Source organism: Rhodococcus sp. B50 (assembly GCF_013602415.1).
Lineage (GTDB): Bacteria > Actinomycetota > Actinomycetes > Mycobacteriales > Mycobacteriaceae > Rhodococcus.
Map to the genome: position 1 here is coordinate 2,231,906 of NZ_WPAG02000002.1, position 20,053 is coordinate 2,251,958.

The window sequence follows — 20,053 nt, forward strand, 5'->3', positions numbered from 1 at the left end:
CGTCTCGTTGCCTCTCTCAGTCGACCATGACCGCAAAGCGACTCCAATCGGTGAATTCCCAATCCCATCGTCGACCTACCCGCTCAGGTGAGAGCTCAGGGCGAGGGGAGGACGATGACGGGTGAAGGTCTGGGGACGGGCCAGGCGCGCACCGACTTTGAAAAGATGAGTTCGTGGGTAGGCGGCGGAGCCTGAGATCCGAGCGTAAATTACCTGAGTCGCAGATATGCCCTACCGACATACCCCCATCGCGCGGAGGGTCGATAGACGGCGTACACGTTCCGTATTAGTTACTGTCGCACCGTGACCGCTCCCGCCACCCCCCTCGAAATCGACGAGTCGAGTGAAAACACCCGACGCCACCTCTCCGTCTTCGGCCTCGACTTCGTCGGCCTCGTCGTCGCCCTGCTCTTCTTCGCGTGGAGCCTGAGTCCCTCCCTCATCCCCCGCGAGTGGTATTTCCAGGGTCTGATCAGTGGCGTGACGGGCATCGTCGGTTACGGCATCGGTGTGCTCGTCGCCTTTCCCGCTCGGCGATGGATCGCTCCGCGTCTCACATGGTGGCGACGCCGCCATACGGTCCGCCGCATCGTCGAAGTGCTGGTCGCCCTCATCGCGGTGGGAACACTTCTGGGGAGCCTGCTCGCTGCGGCGGAATGGCAGAACGAGGTCCGCGCGCTCATGGGCATCGAGACCACGACGGGCTTCGCGTATCTCCGCACCGGTCTCGTGAGCGTCGCGATCTTCGCCGCGCTCCTCTACATTGCACGCGGATTGCGATGGGTCGGACGACGCTTCGCGGAGTTCCTCGCGACCCGCCTGCGTGTTCCGGTCGCCGCGGCCGGCGTTCTCGCACCGGTGATCCTCGTGCTCGCGGTGGTCGTGTTCGTCGATCAGGTGCTGCTCGCGAGCAGCTCTGTGGCGGCACGCATCGTGTTCGCCGACGACAACAACAGCACCGACCCAGGCGTGGAGCAGCCGCAGGTTCCCGAGCGGTCGGGCAGCCCGGCATCCCCGTCGTCGTGGGAGAGCCTCGGTCGTCAGGGACGCACGTTCGTCGCAGGCGGGATGGACGCCGAAGAGCTGACCGAACTGAACGGTGCTCCCGCGCTCGAACCCATACGGGTGTACGCGGGACTCGAAGCCGACGGCGCCCCCGACGAACAGGTGCAGTTGATCCTCGACGAACTCGACCGCACGAAGGCGTGGGAACGCGAGATCCTCGTCGTCGCCGGCACCACCGGCACCGGTTGGGTGAACCCGTTCGCCGCCGACTCGATCGAGATGATCTACAACGGCAACTCTGCAATCGCTGCGATCCAGTACTCCTTCCTGCCGAGCTGGATCTCCTTCCTCGTCGACGGTTCCGCCGCCAAGGCAGCCGGCGACGCACTGATCAACGGGGTTCACGAACGCTGGTCGCAACTGCCGGAGGAGCAGCGACCGAAGCTCGTGGTCTACGGCGAAAGCCTCGGCTCGCAGTCTGCCGAGGCGGCCTTCGACGACATCGACGACATGCGCAGGAAGATCGACGGCGCGCTCTTCGTCGGACCGCCGAATTCGAACCAGTTGTGGCGCAGCATCGTCGACCATCGCGACCCCGGCAGCCCTGAGGTCCTGCCCGTCTACGAGGACGGTGTCGCGGTGCGGTTCGCCTCCGACCTGCAGACGCTCGAGGATCAGCAGGGACCGTGGAACGACCCGCGGATTCTGTATCTGCAGCATGCGTCCGATCCGGTGGTGTGGTGGGGACCGGGACTGCTGTTCGAGCGACCCGACTGGCTCGCCGAACCTCCCGGTGCGGATCGCTCACCGTCGATGCGGTGGTACCCGATCGTCACCTTCGCTCAGGTCGCGGCCGACATCATGGTCGGCACGTCGCCACCCGTCGGTCACGGGCACAACTACGAGGACCTCATCCCCTACGGCTGGGCCGCGGTGACGTCACCTGAGGGGTGGACGCTCGCCGACACGCAGCGGATCGCTGAGGCCGTCGGACATTTGAACACCGCGGACGAGTAGTCGAACACGGCACGCTGCCCGAGGCTCTGATAGTTTCTCCCCTACGGCTTCGCATTCCGTCTCTTCGCCATGCCTTCCTGCGCACTGGTACCGACGAAAGTGACCGCCGATGACCACGACCCTCGATACACCGCCCGCACCTCCTGAGCCGTCCCCTTCGTTCTCGGCTCGGCTGAAGGACGGGATCCTGCGATGGTTGGGACGGTTCCATCCGGTCGGCCTCGCCGTCGCGCTGCTGTTCTACTGCTGGTCGCTGTCACCGTCACTGCTTCCCCGCCCCTGGTACCTGCAGGGCGTCGCGACCGGCATCAGCGTCATCACGGGCTACGGGATCGGCGTGCTCCTCGCCTGGATCGTCCGCAAGTGCGGCTTCGAGACGAACTGGTCGGCGACCGTCAAGAAGGTCGGTTGGTACCTGCTCGCGGTGGTCGCCGTCGTGGTGGTGCCGACCTTCCTCGTCCTCGGTTCGTGGTGGCAGGACATCAGCCGCGAACTCGTCGGGATGGAACCCGGCAGTAGCTGGGACTATCCCGGCGTCCTGCTCGTCTCCGTGGTCGTGGCGCTGCTCCTGCTCATCATCGGTCGCGGTCTGCGGCGCGTGGCGCAGTGGGTCACCGGCCTCGTCGTCCGCGTGTTGCCGAGGCCGTTGGCGCGGATCGTGAGTGTCGTGCTGGTCGGGTTGATCGTGTTCTGGGCGGTGGAAGGCCTGCTGACGGTGGAGATCGCGCGTATCGCCAACGGATCGGCGATGGCCGTGGACGAGGGCACCGCCGACGGAGTCGAGCAGCCGCAGGCGCCGGAACGATCCGGGTCGGACGCGTCGCTCGAACCGTGGGATTCGCTGGGCCGTGAGGGCCGCACGTTCGTCGCAGGCGGTCCGTCTCCGGAGGAGATCACCGCGGTGACCGGTGGACCCGCGATGATGCCCATCCGGGTCTACGCCGGTTACCGCTCCCTCGACAATCTCGACGGCTACACGGACTACGACGAGATGGAGGTGCTCGCGTCCCATGTCGTTGCCGAACTCGACCGCACAGGCGCCTTCGAGCGCGAGTACCTCGCCGTGGCTACGACGACAGGTCGTGGCTGGGTGAACCAGGACGTCGCCGCCGCCCTGGAATACCTCTCGGACGGCAACTCGGCCATCGCAGCCATGCAGTATTCGTTTCTCGCCAGTCCCCTGGCTTTCCTCGCCGACCGGGTCTCGCCCCGCAATGCAGGTCGCGCGTTGTTCGAGGCGGTGTACGCGAGATGGAGTGTCCTCGATCCGGAAACCCGGCCGAAGCTGCTCGTCTTCGGCGAATCACTGGGCTCGTACGGAGGTCAATCGGCCTTCGCCGGCGTGCAGGACATGATCACCCGAACCGACGGCGCGCTTTGGGTGGGCACACCGAATTTCACAGAGCAGTGGCGACGTATCACCGATTCGCGCGATCCGGGAAGTCGCGAAATTCTCCCGGTCATCTACGGCGGGCAGAACGTGCGATTCGCTGCGACACCCGACGACCTCACCGAACTCGACGGCCTGCGCGACTGGGAATCTCCCCGCATCGTGTACTGGCAGCATCCCAGCGATCCGATCGTGTGGTGGTCCTCCCAACTGGTCCGGCACCGCCCGGACTGGCTGCGCGAGGAGCGCGGCGCCGACATCGACAAGGGGATGTCGTGGATTCCGTTCGTGACGTTCTGGCAGGTCACGCTTGACATGGTGTTCGCCGCCGAAGTGCCCGGTGGCCACGGCCACGCCTACACGACCGAGGCCGGGTTCTTCTGGGCGGACATTCTCGGCATCGAGGACGAGGTGCGCGTGAAGGCGGTCTTCGACGCACTGTCGTCGGATGAGTGACGAGGAGAATTCACCCTCCCGCTTAGTCCGGCGAATCGAGTTTTCTCCAGGTTTCTCGCACCACCCCGTGATACAACCTCGATATCGCTTGTGAATCGACACAGGAATGCGAACCGGAGTACGTCGATTCACGGGGATCGATAATTCGTCGACGCGGATCTACCGCGGGAAGGTGTCGCATATGTGCACACGAGTTGTGTGGAACGGCCCGTCCGGTCGAGTGCTCGTGGGACGCAACATGGATTACCACCGCGAAACCGCCACCAATCTGTGGGCGCTCCCCCGGGGTATCACTCGCGACGACGGTGTCGGTGGACAACTCTCGTGGACGTCGAAGTACGGCAGTGTGGTCGCGGGTGCCTACGACATGATGACCGTCGACGGACTCAACGAGGCCGGCCTCGGTGGGCACATCCTGTGGCTCACCGAATCGGACTACGGCACCCACGACAAGAGCCGACCCGCGCTCAGCGTTGCGGTGTGGATGCAGTACTTCCTCGACAACTTCGCGACCGTCGCCGAGGCCGTCGACTGGATCGAGAAGACCGGCGTGCAGGTCGTTCCGCTGGGCGACCCGGCGACCGGTGAGGTACCCGCCGTGCATCTCGCACTCGACGACGCGACCGGCGACTCCGCGATCATCGAATACCTCGACGGCACACCGACGGTCTGGCACAGCCGCGACTACGCCGTCATGACGAACTCCCCCGCCTACGGCGAACAGCTGGAACTGCTGAAGAAGGTGAAGGGATTCGGCGGTGAGGCACCACTCCCCGGCACCGGTAATGCGTCCGACAGGTTCGCTCGCGCAGCGCATTACGTCGGCAGCCTTCCGGAACCGCAGAGCCAAGTGCAGGCGATCGCGGGCGTTCTCAGCGTGATCCGCAATGCCGCGCAGCCGTTCCGCGTACCCGAACCCGGAAAACCGTATGCTTCGCAGACGATCTGGCAGACGGTGGCCGACCTCGCCGAGAAGCGTTACGTGTTCGAATCGACGACGCGCCCCAACATCGTGTGGATCGACCTGAGCGATCTCGACCTCTCGGAAGGCGCACCGGCGGGCAAGCTCGACCTCCTGGGCGACACGGCACTCGAAGGTGGTCTCGCGGGCAATGTCAGCGGCCGATTCGAGAAGTCGGATCCGTTGACGTTCATCGCTATGCCGTCATAGATCTTTCTCTATCCGATGGCCACCGCGAACGCTGGGGCGGCCCAGTCGTTTCAGTAGTCGTCCATTCCCGCCATCAATCGCGTACCCGGATCGGCGATCTCACCGACGACCGTTGCATCCATCCGGCCCGGCGCGATCCCGCGACGTTCCAGCTCCTCCCACAGTCCTGACAGGGCGGCGACCGGGTCGAGGTAGTACTCAGATTCCCGGACCCGCCAGAACTTCCAGCCGCTGCGGTGCAGTTCGCGCTCCCGCTCCAGATCGGCGTTCTGCCGGTCGGGGCTCGTGTGCCACTGCTCGTCGTCGCAGGCGACGGCCAGCTTGCCTGCTGCCCCGGTCACGACGAGATCGATGAAGTGGCCGTTCACCTCGACCCGCGGGTTCACGTGATAGCCGCGAGTAGCGATGTCCAGGAAGACGTCCTGTTGGAAGAGTCTGTCGAATGCCTCGTGCCGCTCGTCGCGCATCACGCCGTCGGGCATCGGCTCGGCCGGGCGCGGGGACGTCGTCCGCATGTGGGCGAGCAGCGAGTACCGCAGGTCGGTGCGGCGCAGCGTGTCGATCGTCCTCGAGTGGAACAGCCACAGCTGGTCCTGGGCACGCGAGGCCGCCACGTTGAACCGCCGTTGGTATTCGGTCCGCGTCAACGCCGCGATGTTCTGTTCGGGCGCCACGACCATCGACAGGAACACCACGTTCCGTTCGTCGCCCTGGAAGTCCGGGGGCGTGCCGACGCGGAGCCTGCGTTCCTCCCACTGCTCCGGGGTGAGCCGGTCCAGCAGCTCGTTCTGGATGATGTCGACCTGCAGCTGCCCCTGCAGCACCACCACACCGAAGGTCTTGCCGTCGTAGGCGGGATCCTCGACGCACTTCACGAGCGTGTCGACCAGGGCATGTGCCTCGGCGTAGTTCGTCAGCGTCGAGTTCTGGCCGGTGACGGCCGCGTCCTCGACGAGCGTGGTGCGCAACGGCTGCAGACGATCGGAGCCGTACTGCCGCATGGGAACCAACGGATCGTCGGCGTAGAACTGGTCGCTCGACCACGCGATGATCTCCGGCATCGACCGGAAGTGCTCGCGCAACCGGACGATGCTGCCGAACCTCGACCGCAGCAACGAGAACAGGCTGGACCGCGGAGTGAAGCTGTCGCGCAGGTAGTTCGGGATGTCGGGCAGATACGAGTCGAGGCGGCTGAACACGCCGTCGAGCGCACCCAGCGACACCGCACTCGGTGCACACTGCTTGTCGTCGCCGACGATGATCACGCGCGGCGCCAACCACAGCAGGAACAGGCTGCTGATGTCGGTCTGGCTCGCTTCGTCGACGATCACGACGTCGAACGAATTCTGTTCGGGCGGAATCGAAGCCAGCACCTGTTGCAGCGGCATCACCCAGGCCGGCACCGCACCCTGTGCGACCTGCATGGCCTCACGCGCGGCCGCTCGATAACGTTCCGCGTAGCGCCCGGTTCCCTTACCGATACTCGCGACGTGATCGCGGTACGAATGGAGCGCCTGCACCTGCTCGGCGGTGGTGCGGTCGAGACACGCGCTCCACGCCTTCTCCTCGACGAGCTCGGTCGTGAGACGCGCGAGGTCCTTCTCGACGGCATCGAGTTCGCGTTCGAACTGCCCGTCGTCGTTTCGCTCCTGGAAGCGCCGCACCCATTCGTCTGCGCGTCGCCACGCCCACGCCTCCTCGACGTCTGCGAGGCGAACCGGCCACGCCAGGCTCAACGGATTCTCGGCGAGGGCCTGCGCGAGCGCGGGTGCAGCGGTGGTCAGGCGCGCGTGGAGGGAGACGAGTTCCAGCTCCTCGCGTTGCTCCCCCGCCGCTCGGTCCCACGCATCCAAGGCCGCATTGATGGCGTCGAAGTCGGCGTCGTGGAAGGCCCGTGCCAGCGCGCGTCCTTCGGGCGACGCTCCCCCGGAGATCTGGCTCCGCACGTACATGCCGATGGATTCGAGCCAGTTCTTGCTCGCTTCCGCGGTGCCCGCTGCGGCGATGGTCCGTGCCGACTCCGCAGTGGAGCGCGCCTGCTCGATGCTCGTGATCCGCGGCGCACCCGGATGGACCTCGCGCAGTGCCGATTCGACGTCGTGCACACGTGCCACCAGATTGTCGACGATGGCGCGGTCCCGGTCGAGGAATACGAGGGTGCCGACCGCACGACTGCGCGACTCGTCGAGCTCGATATCGATGCCGAGATCGCGGAGCACGACGCGCGCGACCCGGATCGCTTCGAGCGCACGAAGGTGCTCGGCGACGATGCGCGCGGTCTGGGCGGTGGTGGCCGCGACGCCGTCGACGGTCGCGAGTTCACCGAGTGCCTCGACGGCGGATTGCTCGTCGCTGCGCCGGAAGCGGGTGAAACCGCTGCGCCAGGTGTCGCCCGCCTCCAGCTTGCGCGCGAGAGCGTCGTACGCCTCGAAGGCCTGCCGTCCCGTCACGGCGGTCTCCACCGAGCCGGCACCGATGATCCGGTCGGCCTCCTGCGCGGCCTGCACGAGCTCAGCGAGTTCGGCGGTCTTCCCCCACAGATGCTGGGCCCGGCCCGACAGGACGTCATCGGCGACGCGCTGGATCCGCGCGTCGAGCCGGTCCGCGTCCTCGAGGGCACCCTGCAGCTGCTCGCACAGGTCGCGGATGCGGCCGAGTGCTTCGAGCGACGCACTCTCGAGAACCCGCAGCAGGCCCTGCGTCTCACCGTTGGTGGTGCCGCTCGATGCCTGGGAGACGGCGGCGCACGCGTACTGCAGTTCCCTCTGGGTGGGCAGGGACAGTTCGGGGAAGCGCTGCTGGCGACGGCGCGCGCGCTCGACGCTCGACCGTTGATGCAACGAGTGGAGCGTGACCAGCTCGTCGACGGTCAGCGGTGGGGTGTCGGTGAGCAGAGGCGCCGGCAACCACGCGTACTTGGCTTCGTGCGCGCGGACCCGCCGGACGATCGACGCGGCCGTCCCCTCGTAACCGGCGGCGACGTCGGCGTGGACCTCGGTTTCCTCCGCGCGCGCCTGCCGGATCTGTTCCATCAGCGTCGCGCGACGCTCCAGTGCGTCGTTGCGCTGCGTGGTGAGTTCATCGATGCGCTCCTGTGCGCGCCGCACGTTGAATTGCGCCTTGCGGATGGCGATTTCGCTGACGCTACGGGTGAGCTCTACCGTGCCGCCGTGCACCGGGTCGGTGACGGCCACGCAGAGTTCCTGCAGTTCGGACGGGAGCTTCTCGCGGAGTACACGCAGGGCTTGCGCCTTCTCACTGGTGACCAGCACGCGCTGGCCCCGTGCGAGCAACGCCGCCACGATGTTGGCGATGGTGTGGGTCTTGCCCGTGCCCGGTGGGCCTTCGACCACGACACCGCTGTCGCCGGCGAGCCGGTCGATGATGTCGCGCTGCTCTTCGTTCGCGGGCAGCGGCATCAACTGCTCGCCCGTGAACTCGCTCGACGGCGTGCCGATGCGGTCGAGCCATGCGACCCGGTCGGCCGGCTCGATGGCTTCGACGAGCTGCGCCAACCCGAGTGGCACCGGGTTCGACTCGTCGGCGGCGGCCTCGGTCATGCGGTTGTAGTACTCGATGAGCGAGTGGGCGCCGCGCTTGCGCAGCACGAGTACGGGCGACGGCGTCACGAAGGCATCGGACGACGATGCTTCGTCCGCACGCTCGACGACGTCGACAGGCACGGTGAGCGCACGCTCGGCCCAGCTCTTCGAGAACACGCGGGCGGCGGGGTCGAGGGGCGACGCGACCTGGGTGACGAGGGCGTCGTGCAGTTCGCGGACACTCGTCGGATCGAAGACCTCCAGCCCGGTGAGGAGCTGGACGTCCTCCAGCGCCGGCCCGGCGTTGGGGCTCAGCCGGACCACCAGGTCGCCGGAGTCGCCCTGTCGCTCGATGAGCGCGGCTTGCGTGATCAGGTGCGTGTGGACCCGCGCGCCCGCAACGCCCTCGGAGAGGTGCAGCAACCCGGACGCGACGACGAGCTCGAGCGATTCCGGCTGATCTTCGAGGTCGAGCATCGCTCGCTGCAGAAAGCTGTACAGATGCGAGGCGGCCTGACGCTCACGGTCGACGACCGCCCATGCCCGCCAATCCGTCAGCCAGGCGTCGAGACCGTCGATGCCGGTGGCCTGCGGGTCGAGTTCGGGCTCGACGGCGGAATCCGCGATGTCCCCGTGCACGTACTTCGCGAGCTCTGCGGGCGGACGCGGAGGTTCTTCGAGCTGAGCGCGACGCGCACGCAGGATGACGTCGCCCGAGGCGGCATGGGCTCGCAGACCGGCCCTGATGTTTCCTTCCTCGAGGGACATCACGGCACGGTGTTTGTCGACGACGCGGACGGGCGCGCTGCGGGCCTTGACGAGCTCGGCAAGGAAGGCGAGCAGACGTTGCACGCGATCCCTCAGCTGGGGTTCGCTCTCGCCTGACTCCACGCGCTCTCCACTCACCCTTGCGGACGTCCTTCCGCCCGTCCACGGGGACGGGTATGTCCACCTTAGAAGTCTTGATCGACATGCGCGTTTCCGGACCCGGACGACGCCGGCCGTCGTTTCCGTCGATCCTCGTCGTCGAGGCTCTGACCTGCGGTAACAGGATGAGCTGGAAGGGTCAGGGGATGGTGATGGTGCGCGAGGCCGTCGGCGCGTGGTTGGTCGCGCCGAGTTGGCGTGCCGTCTGCCGCGGCGGCACCCGATCCAGCGCCCAGCGTTCGACCAGCAGCGTGATCTTGGTCGGCATCTCGGTACGCAGGCGCCGGAACGACTCCTCCGGGTCGGTTCCCACCCACCCGAGCAGCACCCACCACGCCCACGCGACCGCGCCGGCGTTGGCGACGAAATCCGGGATGACCGGGATGCCGCGACCGGTGAGCACGGCTTCGGCGTCAGGAGTCGTCGCGGAGTTCGCGGCCTCGACCACGACCCGCCCGGCGACCCGCCCGACGTTCTCCGCCGTGATGGCGTAGGAGATGGCAGCGGGAACGAAGATGTGGGCAGGAATGCCGATCACCGCGTCGCGCGGAAGTTGCTCGACATTCGACGGAACGCAGGATCGGTCGATCTCCCCGTATTCGTCCCGCAGGTCGAGCAATAGCGGGATATCCAGCCCTTCACGGCAATACAGTGTTCCGGCGGCATCGGCGACGGCGGTCACGCGCATACCCGCTTCGTGCAGATACCAGGCGGCGCCACCACCCATCGTGCCGATTCCCTGGATCGCGACGGTGGTCTCGGCCGGCATCCATCGGAACGCGTTCGCGGTGGCGATGCAGGCCTGCGCAACGCCGTAACCACCGATCACGTCGCCCAGCAGGAAACCGCCGTCGACCGGCGCGTTCAGGGACATCCGCACCCGGTCCAGGGTGATCGCCGGATCCGCCGCGCGGCAGATCGCGGCATGGAACGACTGGTGCAGGCCAAGCCGCTCGAAGACCTCGTCGAGAAGATGCTGGGGAACACCCAGGTCCTCGGCCGTGACCCAATGCGCGTTCAGCCACGGACGCATCGCCTGGCAGAACCGCTGCAGCACGCCGACGGCACGGGGATCCTTCGGGTCGAAGTCGATCCCGCCCTTCGCGCCGCCCACCGGCAGGTCGAACACCGCGGTCTTGGCCGCCATTCCTCGCGCCAGATCCTCGACCTCCGACATCGTGCAGCCGGCCCGCATGCGTGTGCCGCCGGTCGCCATATCACCCACCAGGGTGTGGACGACGAGATAGCCGTGCGCACCCGTCACCGGGTCCGTCCAGATCAGGCGCATGAAAGGTTCGTCCTGGCGGGTGTCCACCGCGTCGACGCGTGCTGCCATCGTGGTCATGTGCGGTCCCCCGTTCGTCAGAGTCGTCGCTACGGCGATTCGGCCGGTGACGCCAGCGTGCCCGGGGGTAGCGCGGAGCGTCCAGTTACGAAACTCGAAGGTGAGAGTTCACGATTTCTACACAGCGCGATGTCGCAGCGGTTGCGAGCCTGTGTGCGTTACCTACGCTGACGACATGGAGCTGTCGCTGCGCCGGTTACGGATGCTTCGAGAACTGCATCGCCGTGGCACCGTGACGGCCGCCGCGCTCGCCCTGCACTACACCACCTCGGCGGTCTCGCAACAGCTCACCCAACTCGAACGGGATGTCGGCGCAAGGCTTTTCGAACGCCGGGGGCGTCGGGTCCAGTTGACCGAAGCCGGTGTACTGCTCGCCGAGCATGCCGAAGAGATCCTGCAGTCGGTGGAGCGCGCGACGACCGCACTCGAACGGACACGCGACGGTGTCACCGCGCGCCTCACAGCCGGCGTGTGGGCGTCCGTCGCGTCCACGCTGATACCCACTGCACTGGCGCTGCTGGCCGCCGAACACCCCGGCATCGAGGTCCGGACGCGAGAGCTCACACCCGAAGAGACCGCCGACGCCGTCCGCGACGGTTCCCTCGACTTCTCCTTCGTCATCGAATACTCCGGCTACCCGATGCTGTGGGATCCGGAGCTGACGAGGGTGGTGATCGCGGTCGAGCGACTGCACGCCGCGGTGCCACCCGGGACGGTGCCGGCAGGCACCATCGCACTCGCCGACCTCGCCGAGCACCCCTGGGTTCTCGCTGGGCCCCACTCTCATTTCGGTCGCGCGGTGAGCCTCGCGTGTCAGCGCGCGGGGTTCGAGCCCAGGATCAACCACGAAGTCGGTGAGCAGGCGACAGCACTGTCGATGGTCGCCGCGGGGCTGGGCGTCACCCTCGTCTCCGATCTCGGATTGACGTTGAGCCCACCCGGAGTCGAAGTGGTGGCGTTGACCGAACCGCTCATTCGCACGATCTCCATCGCCCATCGCGGGATCGCTGCGGAACGGCCCCCGCTGCGGCTGGTCATCGACGCCGTACGCACCGCCGCAGCGGAACGGGGGCTCGCGGCCCAGTAGCCACGAGCCCCCGCTTCTGTTGTCACTGCGCGAGCTGACGCAGCACGTACTTCAAGATTCCGCCGTGTCGGAAGTACTCGGCCTCGGCGGGGGTGTCGATGCGCACCGTCGCGTCGAACTCCGTGTCCCCCGCCTTCACGTGCACGGTCTCGGGAATCTCGTTGCCGCCCTCCAGACCGGTGATGGTGAACTCCTCCTCCCCCGTCAGGCCGAGACTCTGCGCCGATTCGCCCTCCGGGAACTGCAGCGGCAGCACGCCCATGCCGATGAGATTGGAGCGGTGGATACGCTCGTACGACTGCGCGATCACCGCGCGCACACCCAGCAGCAGCGTGCCCTTCGCCGCCCAGTCACGCGACGAACCCGACCCGTACTCCGCGCCCGCGAGCACGACCAGCGGAGTGCCGTCCTCCGCGTACTTCTGCGCGGCGTCGTAGATGCTCATCTGCTCGCCGGTCGGCAGATACCGGGTGACACCACCCTCGACGTCCGGCACGAGCTGGTTGCGCAGCCGGATGTTGGCGAAGGTGCCGCGGATCATCACCTCGTGGTTGCCCCGTCGCGAACCGTAGGAGTTGAAGTCGGCCTGGTCGACGCCGTGCTCCTGCAGGTAGCGACCGGCGGGGCTGTCCCGTCGGATCGACCCGGCCGGCGAGATGTGGTCGGTGGTCACCGAATCGCCGAGCAGCGCGAGCACCCGCGCGCCCTCGATGTCGTGCAGCGGGTCGGGCTCCGACGACATGCCCTCGAAATACGGAGGTCGCCGCACGTACGTCGACTCGTCCTTCCACTCGAACACCTCACTGTCGGGCACGTCGAGATTCCGCCACGTCTCGTCGCCCGTGTAGACGTCCTGGTAGCCGGTCTCGAACATCTCCGCACGCACCGCGTCGTCGATGACCTCCTGGATCTCCTGCGTGGTGGGCCAGATGTCGCGCAGGTAGACCTCGTTGCCCTCGGTGTCGGTGCCGAGCGGGTCGTTGAAGAGGTCGACGAGCATCGAGCCGGCCAGCGCATACGCGATCACCAACGGCGGCGACGCGAGGAAATTCATCTTCGTCTGCGGATGGATGCGTCCCTCGAAGTTGCGGTTGCCCGACAGCACGGCCGAGACGTTGACGTCGTGCTCGTCGATCGCGGCGGCAATCTCGTCGGGAAGCGGGCCGGAATTGCCGATGCAGGTCGTGCAGCCGTAGCCGACGAGATTGAAGCCGAGCTTGTCGAGATACGGTGTCAGACCCGAACGTTCGTAGTAGTCGGTGACGATCCGCGACCCCGGAGCCAGCGTGGTCTTCACCCACGGCTTGCTCCGCAGCCCCTTCTCGACGGCCTTCTTCGCGAGCAGCGCCGCGCCGATCATCACCGACGGGTTCGACGTGTTCGTGCACGACGTGATCGCCGCGATCACCACGTGGCCGTTGTCGAGTTCGAACTCGTCGCCGTCGCCGATCCGCACCGGGACCTTCTTCGACGGCGGCGCCGAGGTATCGGCATCGTCGGGTACGGGCTCGCGCGGCTCGTCGCGGGAGTCCTCGCTGCGCACCGACACCGGGTCGCTGGCGGGGAACGATTCGAGCACGCCCTCGTCGACACCCGAATCCTGGACGCGGGAGACGACGTCGGGCACCTCCTCACCGTTGAGCAGCGAGGTCACCGCCTTGGGTGTGAGCGCGACGGGAATGCGGTCCTGCGGTCGCTTCGGGCCGGCGACGGACGGGCGGACCTTCGCCAGATCGAGTTCGACGACCTCGCTGTACTCGGGCTCGCGATCCGGGTCGTGCCACAGACCCTGTTCCTTCGCATACGCCTCGACGAGACGGATCTGCCGGTCGTCGCGGCCGGTGAGGCGCAGGTAGTCGAGGGTGACGTCGTCGATCGGGAAGATCGAGATCGTCGAGCCGTACTCGGGGCTCATGTTGCCGATGGTCGCGCGGTTGGCGAGCGGCACGTTGGCCACGCCGGGACCGAAGAACTCGACGAACTTACCGACCACGCCTGTCTTGCGGAGCATCTCGGCGACGGTGAGCACGAGGTCGGTCGCCGTCGTGCCTTCCGTCAGCTCGCCGGTGAGCTTGAAGCCGACGACCTGCGGGATCAACATCGACGCGGGCTGGCCCAGCATCGCCGCTTCGGCTTCGATACCACCTACACCCCAGCCGACCACGCCGAGGCCGTTGACCATGGGGGTGTGCGAGTCGGTGCCGACGAGCGAATCGGGATAGGCGACGAGCCCGCCGTCCCCGTCCTCCCGCGTGAAGACCACGCGGGCCAGGTACTCGAGGTTCACCTGATGGCAGATGCCGGTGCCGGGCGGAACCACCTTGAAATCGTCGAAGGCACCCTGCGCCCAGCGCAGCAGCTCGTAGCGTTCACGATTGCGCTGGAACTCGAGATCGGTGTTGACCCGGAAGGCGTCCTCGGTGCCGAAGACATCGGCGATCACCGAATGGTCGATGACGAGTTCGGTAGGAATCAGAGGGTTGATGCGCTTCGGGTCGCCGCCCTGCTGCGTCATGGCGTCGCGCATCGCGACGAGGTCCACGACGCACGGCACGCCGGTGAAGTCCTGCATGAGGACGCGCGCCGGGGAGAACTGGATCTCCGGGTTGTGCGTCGACTTCGGATCCCATCCCGCGACCGCTTCGATCTGCTCCCGGGTGACGAGACGCCCGTCCTCGGTGCGCAGCAGATTCTCCAGCAGGACCTTGAGGCTGTACGGCAGTCGCTCCGAGCCCGGGACCTTGTCGATGCGATAGATCCGATAGTCGGTGTCGTCGACCTTCAGGGTGTCGCGTGCGCCGAAACTGTCGTCACTCATGAACGTGCCTCCCGACTGCGATGTTTCCGGTGGTTACCCAGGTGGGTAGCCCATTCCGCCGCGCGGCAATCACGGGGCGGGCTCAGATGGTCGTTCGGACCGGGCGACTCGCTGATGCTGCGGTCGAGTTCCGGCGCAGGACGGGAGCAGGACTGACTCAACGCTACGGCGCCAGCAGCGGCGCGCGAAATGGTCATCAGTGCGCGTTGTTGCGCGCTCCGATGACCATTTCGCGCTCTCGGTCCGGGGTGCTGTGTGTAACGCAGGTGGCGGCAGGCACGACACCCATACGGTCATTCCATACAGAACGGACATCGCATTGAACCTGCCCGCCGACTCGCGGCCGCGTCATCCTCGGCCTGCCCGGAGTCGACGAGGACGGATTTCACTGCGCAGGCCCCTGTGTCGGAATGCGCGATCTGGTGGAGGCGTCGACGACCCGCGGCCATAAGCCGCCGGGTCCCACACTCTCCCGCCCCGTCCTCATACGGACTGCAGCCCACATCCAGGGCGGGGTGCGCTCGACCGACAGCATTCACACAAGGATTGGATTCAATGAAGAAGTTCATCGGAACGCTCGCTGCTGCGGCAACTCTCGCTACGGGCACCGCCGTGCTCACTGCCCCTGCAGCACAGGCAGCGACGGTTTCCGGCAGCGCGGTGAAGTACGTGTTCTGCAGCTCCAACCAGCACAACAACCAGATCTCGTACGACGACCGGTACGGCGAGGTCAGCAAGATCGTCAGCCTGCCCGCCAAGGCGCAGGACGGCAATTACTGCGGCGTCATCGAGGTCGGCATCGAGTCCGATTCGTATGTGTCTGCTCTGATCAAGAACGAGCGTGCGCACTACGTCTACGCCGCCGTCTACTCGGTCTCCTACCCGCTGTTCTCGGGTAGCACCGGTGCGCCGCCGAACTACACCCTGGTTGCACGGGACGAAAGCCATAGCAGCTACGGCGGATACAACTACGCCTTTGCGTACTGACCGTCAGCATTGACCCTCGCGAACCGATAGTCGGGTCGAGGAGGTAACCGAACGCTCTCGGCTTCCTGGAAGCCGAGAGCGTTCGTGTACGACGAATCAGCCCTCATCACCCCTCGCCTGCTTTGTGTTAGCGTCTGCCCGACAATCGATCGGGGGGTCGCATGGGTAAGTGGGGAATCATCGCGCTCGCAGCAGTGGCGGCAGTGATGACGGCGTGCAGTCCGAGCGCCGCGGATGACCTCACAAACGACGAGGCAACCACGTCGACGACCCGCACCCCCCGCATCACCGACGACTCCGGCCGTCCGCCCGTCACCTTCGACCCCTGCTACGACATACCCGACGACGTCATGAACGCGGCCGGGTACGACGCGGCGAAGAAGGAAGTCGCGGACATGCCGATGGGGACGTACACGTTCCTCGGATGCACGTATCGGAAGGATGATCTCGTCCCCGGTGTCAGGCGAGGATATGGGTTGAATATCTTGTCGGGGAACGTCAGCCTCGACGAAGAGTTGAAGAAGAACGGGCATGTAGCAACTCACACGAGCATCAACGGCCGACCTGCGCTCCGGCAATTGGATCCCGACACCAAGGATTCATGTAAGTACACACTCCAGACCGAATTTGGAGTCATATTCCTTATCCGGCTCTACTACAAGGATCGCCCTGGCCCTGTCCCGCAGGAGGAATGGTGCGTAGGGATGGAGGAGTTCGTCGCCTCGATCGAACCATACGTTCGCAACTGATCAGAAGGGAAGCCATGTCGGACTTCAGCAGGCTCGAACCTTATGTCATCAATGAAATTCTGAGGATCTGCGACACCATGCTTGCCGAGTTCGAAAACTCGCGGTTGACAACCACAAGACTGACCGAAGCACGCGGCTTCGGCGACTTCGACTCCGCTCAGCAACTCGCCGCTGGCTACCGTCGCAAAGCCGCAGGAACGCCCGAGTCAGCCAGAGAGCGCGTCGAACAATTCATCGACGCCCTCACCCAACTCCGCGACGCCTTCGCCACCGGCGGAGAAGCCTTCCTCGACACCGAATCCGACTGGGCACGTCAACTCGCCTCCACCGACCCGACAACGGAGCGGGAAACCGTCATCAGAGCGCGCAATAACGCGCACCGATGACCGCTTCGCGCGTCTGAGCGTTTGGGTTGGCGTCCGGCGGACCATCGGCGGGGCCGAATGAACAAGGGGAACAAGGGATGTGACCTCCATCCGCTCGCCGGTTCGCCATCCGCTGCGGCTGCGGCGCGTGCACATAGCAATTTCGCGAGCGGATGCGGGAAGCGGTCGTAGGGAGCGCACAACAACGCGTTCTTGTGACCACTTCGCGCGACGGAGCGCCCGGCCGGACCGCTGTGCTAGCGTCTGCCGACAAATCGAACCGGGGGTCGCATGGGTAAGTGGGGAATCGTCGCGCTCGCAGCACTCGCGGTAGTGGCGCCGGCGTGCAGTCCGGGTTCGGCAGAGCCGACCACGAGCGACGCAGCGTCCCCTCCGACTACCCGCACCCCACGCATCACCGACGACTCGGGCAGACCACCGGTCACCTTCGATCCCTGCTACGACATCCCCGACGACGTCATGAACGCGGCCGGGTACGACGCGGCGAAGAAGAAGTTCGCGGACATACCGATGGGGACGTACACCTACTTGGGGTGCCGATACAAAGGCACTATCAAGATCCCGGGAGTGCTGGCTCGCTACGACCTCACTTTGTTGTCGGGAAACGTTTCTCTCGACGAGCAGCTTGCGGAGAATCCGGCCGGAGCGACGCCGACGACCGTCAATGGTCGTCCTGCTGCGGTGAGGGTCGATCCCGATCGAACCCTCACGTGCAGCTACCTGTTGCAGACGAACTTCGGGGCCGTCATCTTGAACAGGCTTTACCACCCGGATTACCCCGGGGGCCCGCCGATCAAAGAGTGGTGCACCGACTTCGAGGAATTGGTGTCTTCGATCGAGCCATACGTCACTGATTGAACTGTCGAATCGTCAGGAGACATCATGTCGTCGCCATTCGTACGGCTGGAACCGGCTGTGGTCGCGGAGATACTTCGAATCTGCGAGGTGATGCTGGACGAACTCCGAGAATCCAAGACGCTCGCCGACGGCCTCTACGATGTGCGTGGATTCGGAGATTTCGAGTCCGCCAAACAGCTTGCTGCGGGATTTCGCCGCAAGGGTGCTGGAACGCCACAATCAGCGAGCGAACGCATGCAGCAGTTCATCGATGCCCTAACCCAACTCCGCGACGCCTTCGCCACCGGTGGAGAAGCCTTCCTCGACACCGAATCCGACTGGGCCCGCCAACTCGCCACCACCGACCCCGACAACGGAGCGGGAAATGGTCATCAGAGCGCGCAATAACGCGCACCGATGACCATTTCGCGCTCCGCAGCGTTCGGTTGATCTTCGCCCGAACTACGGTTCAGAGATCAGTCATCGACATCCACCCCGTACCGGCGTGCGAGGGCCGCGAGGTCGTCGTCGTACCCCTGCCCCACCGCGCGCAGCCGCCACTTGCCGGCTCGGCGGTAGATCTCGGCGAGCACCATGGTGCGTTCGGTGGTGCCGGCGTCGAGCACGAAGGTCGCGGCGGTGCCGGTCTCACTGTCGACCGCGACCGATACCGCGCCGAGTTCGCCGAAGGTGCGGTTGCCGTCGATGGCCGCCGCGATGGCGATGCGTTCGCATTCGGCGGGAAGTTCCGCGAGGTCGACGCGGATGCAGTGCTCACTCGAACCATCGATGGTCAGTTCGACGACGCCGTCGTCGTAGAGCGGATTGTTGTAGAAGACGAAGTCGTCGTCGGTGTCGACCTTCTCGTCGGCGCCGAGCAGGAAGGCGACGATGTCGAGGTCGAATTCGTCGCCGACAGCTTCGGCCTTCCAGGCGACGTTCACGGCCCAGCGGTGACTGTCGGACGGCAGGTCGATCACTTCACCGCGGGACAGCACCGGCGCGGTGAGCCGTGACTCCACCCGCATATGCGGGGGCACCACTCCGTTCTCCACTGCGGCATCGACGTCGTCGGGTCGCAGGACGGGCAGCTCACGTGCCGCGACCCGTGTCATCCGCTTGTCGGCCTCTCCCCCGTCGAGGACCAGCACGTCCGTGACGGCGGCCGTGAAGTTGAGGGCCGGACGGGCACCGAGCTGGGTGAGGCGCGAGCGCATCATGACGGCCTGCAGATGCGTGCCGCCGAGCAACAGCACCTTGCGTCCGGTCCACAGCTTGGGCTTCCGCCCGGTCGGCGGCCGGACCTGAGGCACCACCGCGACCTGCGGTTCCGGTGGCGGGATGATGTCGACGACGGTCGCGACCTTCGGTTCGCCCGGCCTCACCCGCGTCAACAGCTCCTCGAGCTGTTGTTCGCTGATCACCGGAATGCCTTCGGCCATCGCCTTGCGGACCTTGGCGGTCTGCACGGCCGGGTCGTTGCACACCACGACGCTGGTCTGCCTGCTCGCGTTGTTCATCACGTCGAGTCCGGCGTCGGTCAGCCGGTTCGCGAGTGCGACACGCGGAGTGACGGTGGAGCCGCTGATCACGACCTTCATGCCTTGGACGAGCCCGTCGTCGCCGAGGCGACCCGGGTTCTTCCACTGGCACGCGACCCGCGGAACGGATGCGGGATACACCGATTTGCGGCTGCGGCAGTTGACGACGGGCAACGGCAACTGCAGGTTGTCGGCCATGGCCGCGCTGCGCAGGAAGATCTCGGACAGGACGCGCGCGTCGTCGTACGCGTCGTGCTCTTGGAGTTGCTGGACCTGCCAGTGCTGTGCGAGGGTCGCCAATCGGAAGTCGGGGACGTCGAGTTCGAGCCGGCGCGACAACGCGAGCGTGCACAGACGGTGCTCCGCCGGCAGCGAGGTGCCGGCCCGACGGAACTCGGCGTCGAGGAATCCGTAGTCGAACGACGCGTTGTGGGCGACGATCGTGGCGCCGTCGAGAATCCCGGCGAGTTCACCGGCGATGTCCTCGAAGCGCGGCGACCCGGCGAGGCGCTCCCGCGTGAGGTTGTGGACGTGCACCGGCCCCGGGTTGCAGCCGGGGCCGACGAGGGTCGAGAACTCCTGCTCGACAGAGCCGTCCTCGCGCAACACGAGGGCAGCCACGCTCAGGACCCGATGGGCGTTGGACCGCACACCCGAGGTCTCGACGTCGACCACCACCCATCGATGGTCGCGGGGCAACGTCACGACTCCCTCCGCGGGTGCGTGCACTTCGATCACGTACTCCTCCGATCGCTTCGTCCCCCGACGAGAACCACCACAATCGGACATTCTTAA

The 20,053-nt window shown here is 66.1% G+C and carries 12 protein-coding genes and 1 pseudogene; 9 read left to right on the forward strand and 4 right to left on the reverse strand.

Annotated features, from left to right (window positions below):
• The first annotated feature begins 303 nt into the window (after nt 1-303).
• The 3 genes from GON09_RS10530 to GON09_RS10540 all read left to right on the forward strand — a co-directional run bounded on the left by GON09_RS10530 (nt 304) and on the right by GON09_RS10540 (nt 5,039).
• Nucleotides 304-2,022 (forward strand): alpha/beta hydrolase, encoded by a 1,719-nt coding sequence (locus GON09_RS10530; RefSeq protein ID WP_213931748.1) that lies wholly within the window; start codon nt 304-306, stop codon nt 2,020-2,022.
• Nucleotides 2,023-2,131: 109 nt separating this feature from the next.
• Nucleotides 2,132-3,868: an alpha/beta hydrolase gene (locus GON09_RS10535; RefSeq protein ID WP_213931749.1), complete on the forward strand. Its 1,737-nt coding sequence runs from the start codon at nt 2,132-2,134 to the stop codon at nt 3,866-3,868.
• A gap of 181 nt (nt 3,869-4,049) precedes the next feature.
• Nucleotides 4,050-5,039 carry a linear amide C-N hydrolase gene (locus GON09_RS10540; protein ID WP_213931750.1) on the forward strand — a complete coding sequence of 330 codons (990 nt, stop codon included), beginning with the start codon at nt 4,050-4,052 and terminating at the stop codon, nt 5,037-5,039.
• Between the two features lie 50 nt (nt 5,040-5,089).
• Here GON09_RS10540 and GON09_RS10545 read toward each other — a convergent pair whose 3' ends face one another.
• Together GON09_RS10545 and GON09_RS10550 are read right to left on the reverse strand one after the other, a co-directional pair.
• Entirely contained in the window at nt 5,090-9,433 is a 4,344-nt protein-coding gene (locus tag GON09_RS10545) for an AAA domain-containing protein (protein WP_213934397.1), read from the reverse strand.
• 214 nt (nt 9,434-9,647) lie between these two features.
• Complete coding sequence (locus tag GON09_RS10550) at nt 9,648-10,853, reverse strand: Glu/Leu/Phe/Val dehydrogenase dimerization domain-containing protein (protein ID WP_213931751.1); 1,206 nt, start codon at nt 10,851-10,853, stop codon at nt 9,648-9,650.
• 175 nt (nt 10,854-11,028) lie between these two features.
• Here GON09_RS10550 and GON09_RS10555 point away from each other — a divergent pair, with 175 nt between their 5' ends.
• Nucleotides 11,029-11,940: a LysR family transcriptional regulator gene (locus GON09_RS10555; protein ID WP_016934079.1), complete on the forward strand. Its 912-nt coding sequence runs from the start codon at nt 11,029-11,031 to the stop codon at nt 11,938-11,940.
• Nucleotides 11,941-11,962: 22 nt separating this feature from the next.
• On the opposite strand, the gene GON09_RS10560 is transcribed toward GON09_RS10555, so the two are convergent.
• Complete coding sequence (locus GON09_RS10560) at nt 11,963-14,758, reverse strand: aconitate hydratase (protein ID WP_213931752.1); 2,796 nt, start codon at nt 14,756-14,758, stop codon at nt 11,963-11,965.
• Between the two features lie 555 nt (nt 14,759-15,313).
• Here GON09_RS10560 and GON09_RS10565 point away from each other — a divergent pair.
• The 5 genes and pseudogenes from GON09_RS10565 (at nt 15,314) to GON09_RS10585 (ending at nt 18,125) form a co-directional block, all read left to right on the forward strand.
• The gene (locus GON09_RS10565) at nt 15,314-15,745 is read left to right on the forward strand and encodes a hypothetical protein (RefSeq protein WP_213931753.1); all 432 of its coding nucleotides are present in this window, start codon (nt 15,314-15,316) and stop codon (nt 15,743-15,745) included.
• A 161-nt stretch (nt 15,746-15,906) separates the two neighbouring features.
• A complete protein-coding gene (locus GON09_RS10570; protein WP_213931754.1) occupies nt 15,907-16,494 on the forward strand; it encodes a DUF3558 domain-containing protein in 588 nt (195 codons plus the stop codon).
• A gap of 14 nt (nt 16,495-16,508) precedes the next feature.
• Nucleotides 16,509-16,867: pseudogene (locus GON09_RS10575) on the forward strand (hypothetical protein).
• Nucleotides 16,868-17,150: 283 nt separating this feature from the next.
• Nucleotides 17,151-17,738, forward strand: a complete 588-nt coding sequence (locus GON09_RS10580; protein ID WP_213931756.1) for a DUF3558 domain-containing protein — start codon at nt 17,151-17,153, stop codon at nt 17,736-17,738.
• A 90-nt stretch (nt 17,739-17,828) separates the two neighbouring features.
• On the forward strand, nt 17,829-18,125 hold the full coding sequence (locus GON09_RS10585; protein WP_244865481.1) for a hypothetical protein: 297 nt from the start codon (nt 17,829-17,831) through the stop codon (nt 18,123-18,125).
• Nucleotides 18,126-18,193: 68 nt separating this feature from the next.
• Here the strand turns inward: GON09_RS10585 and GON09_RS10590 are convergent, their stop codons facing one another.
• Entirely contained in the window at nt 18,194-20,047 is a 1,854-nt protein-coding gene (locus tag GON09_RS10590; protein ID WP_213931758.1) for a TerD family protein, read from the reverse strand.
• Nucleotides 20,048-20,053 lie beyond the last annotated feature (6 nt).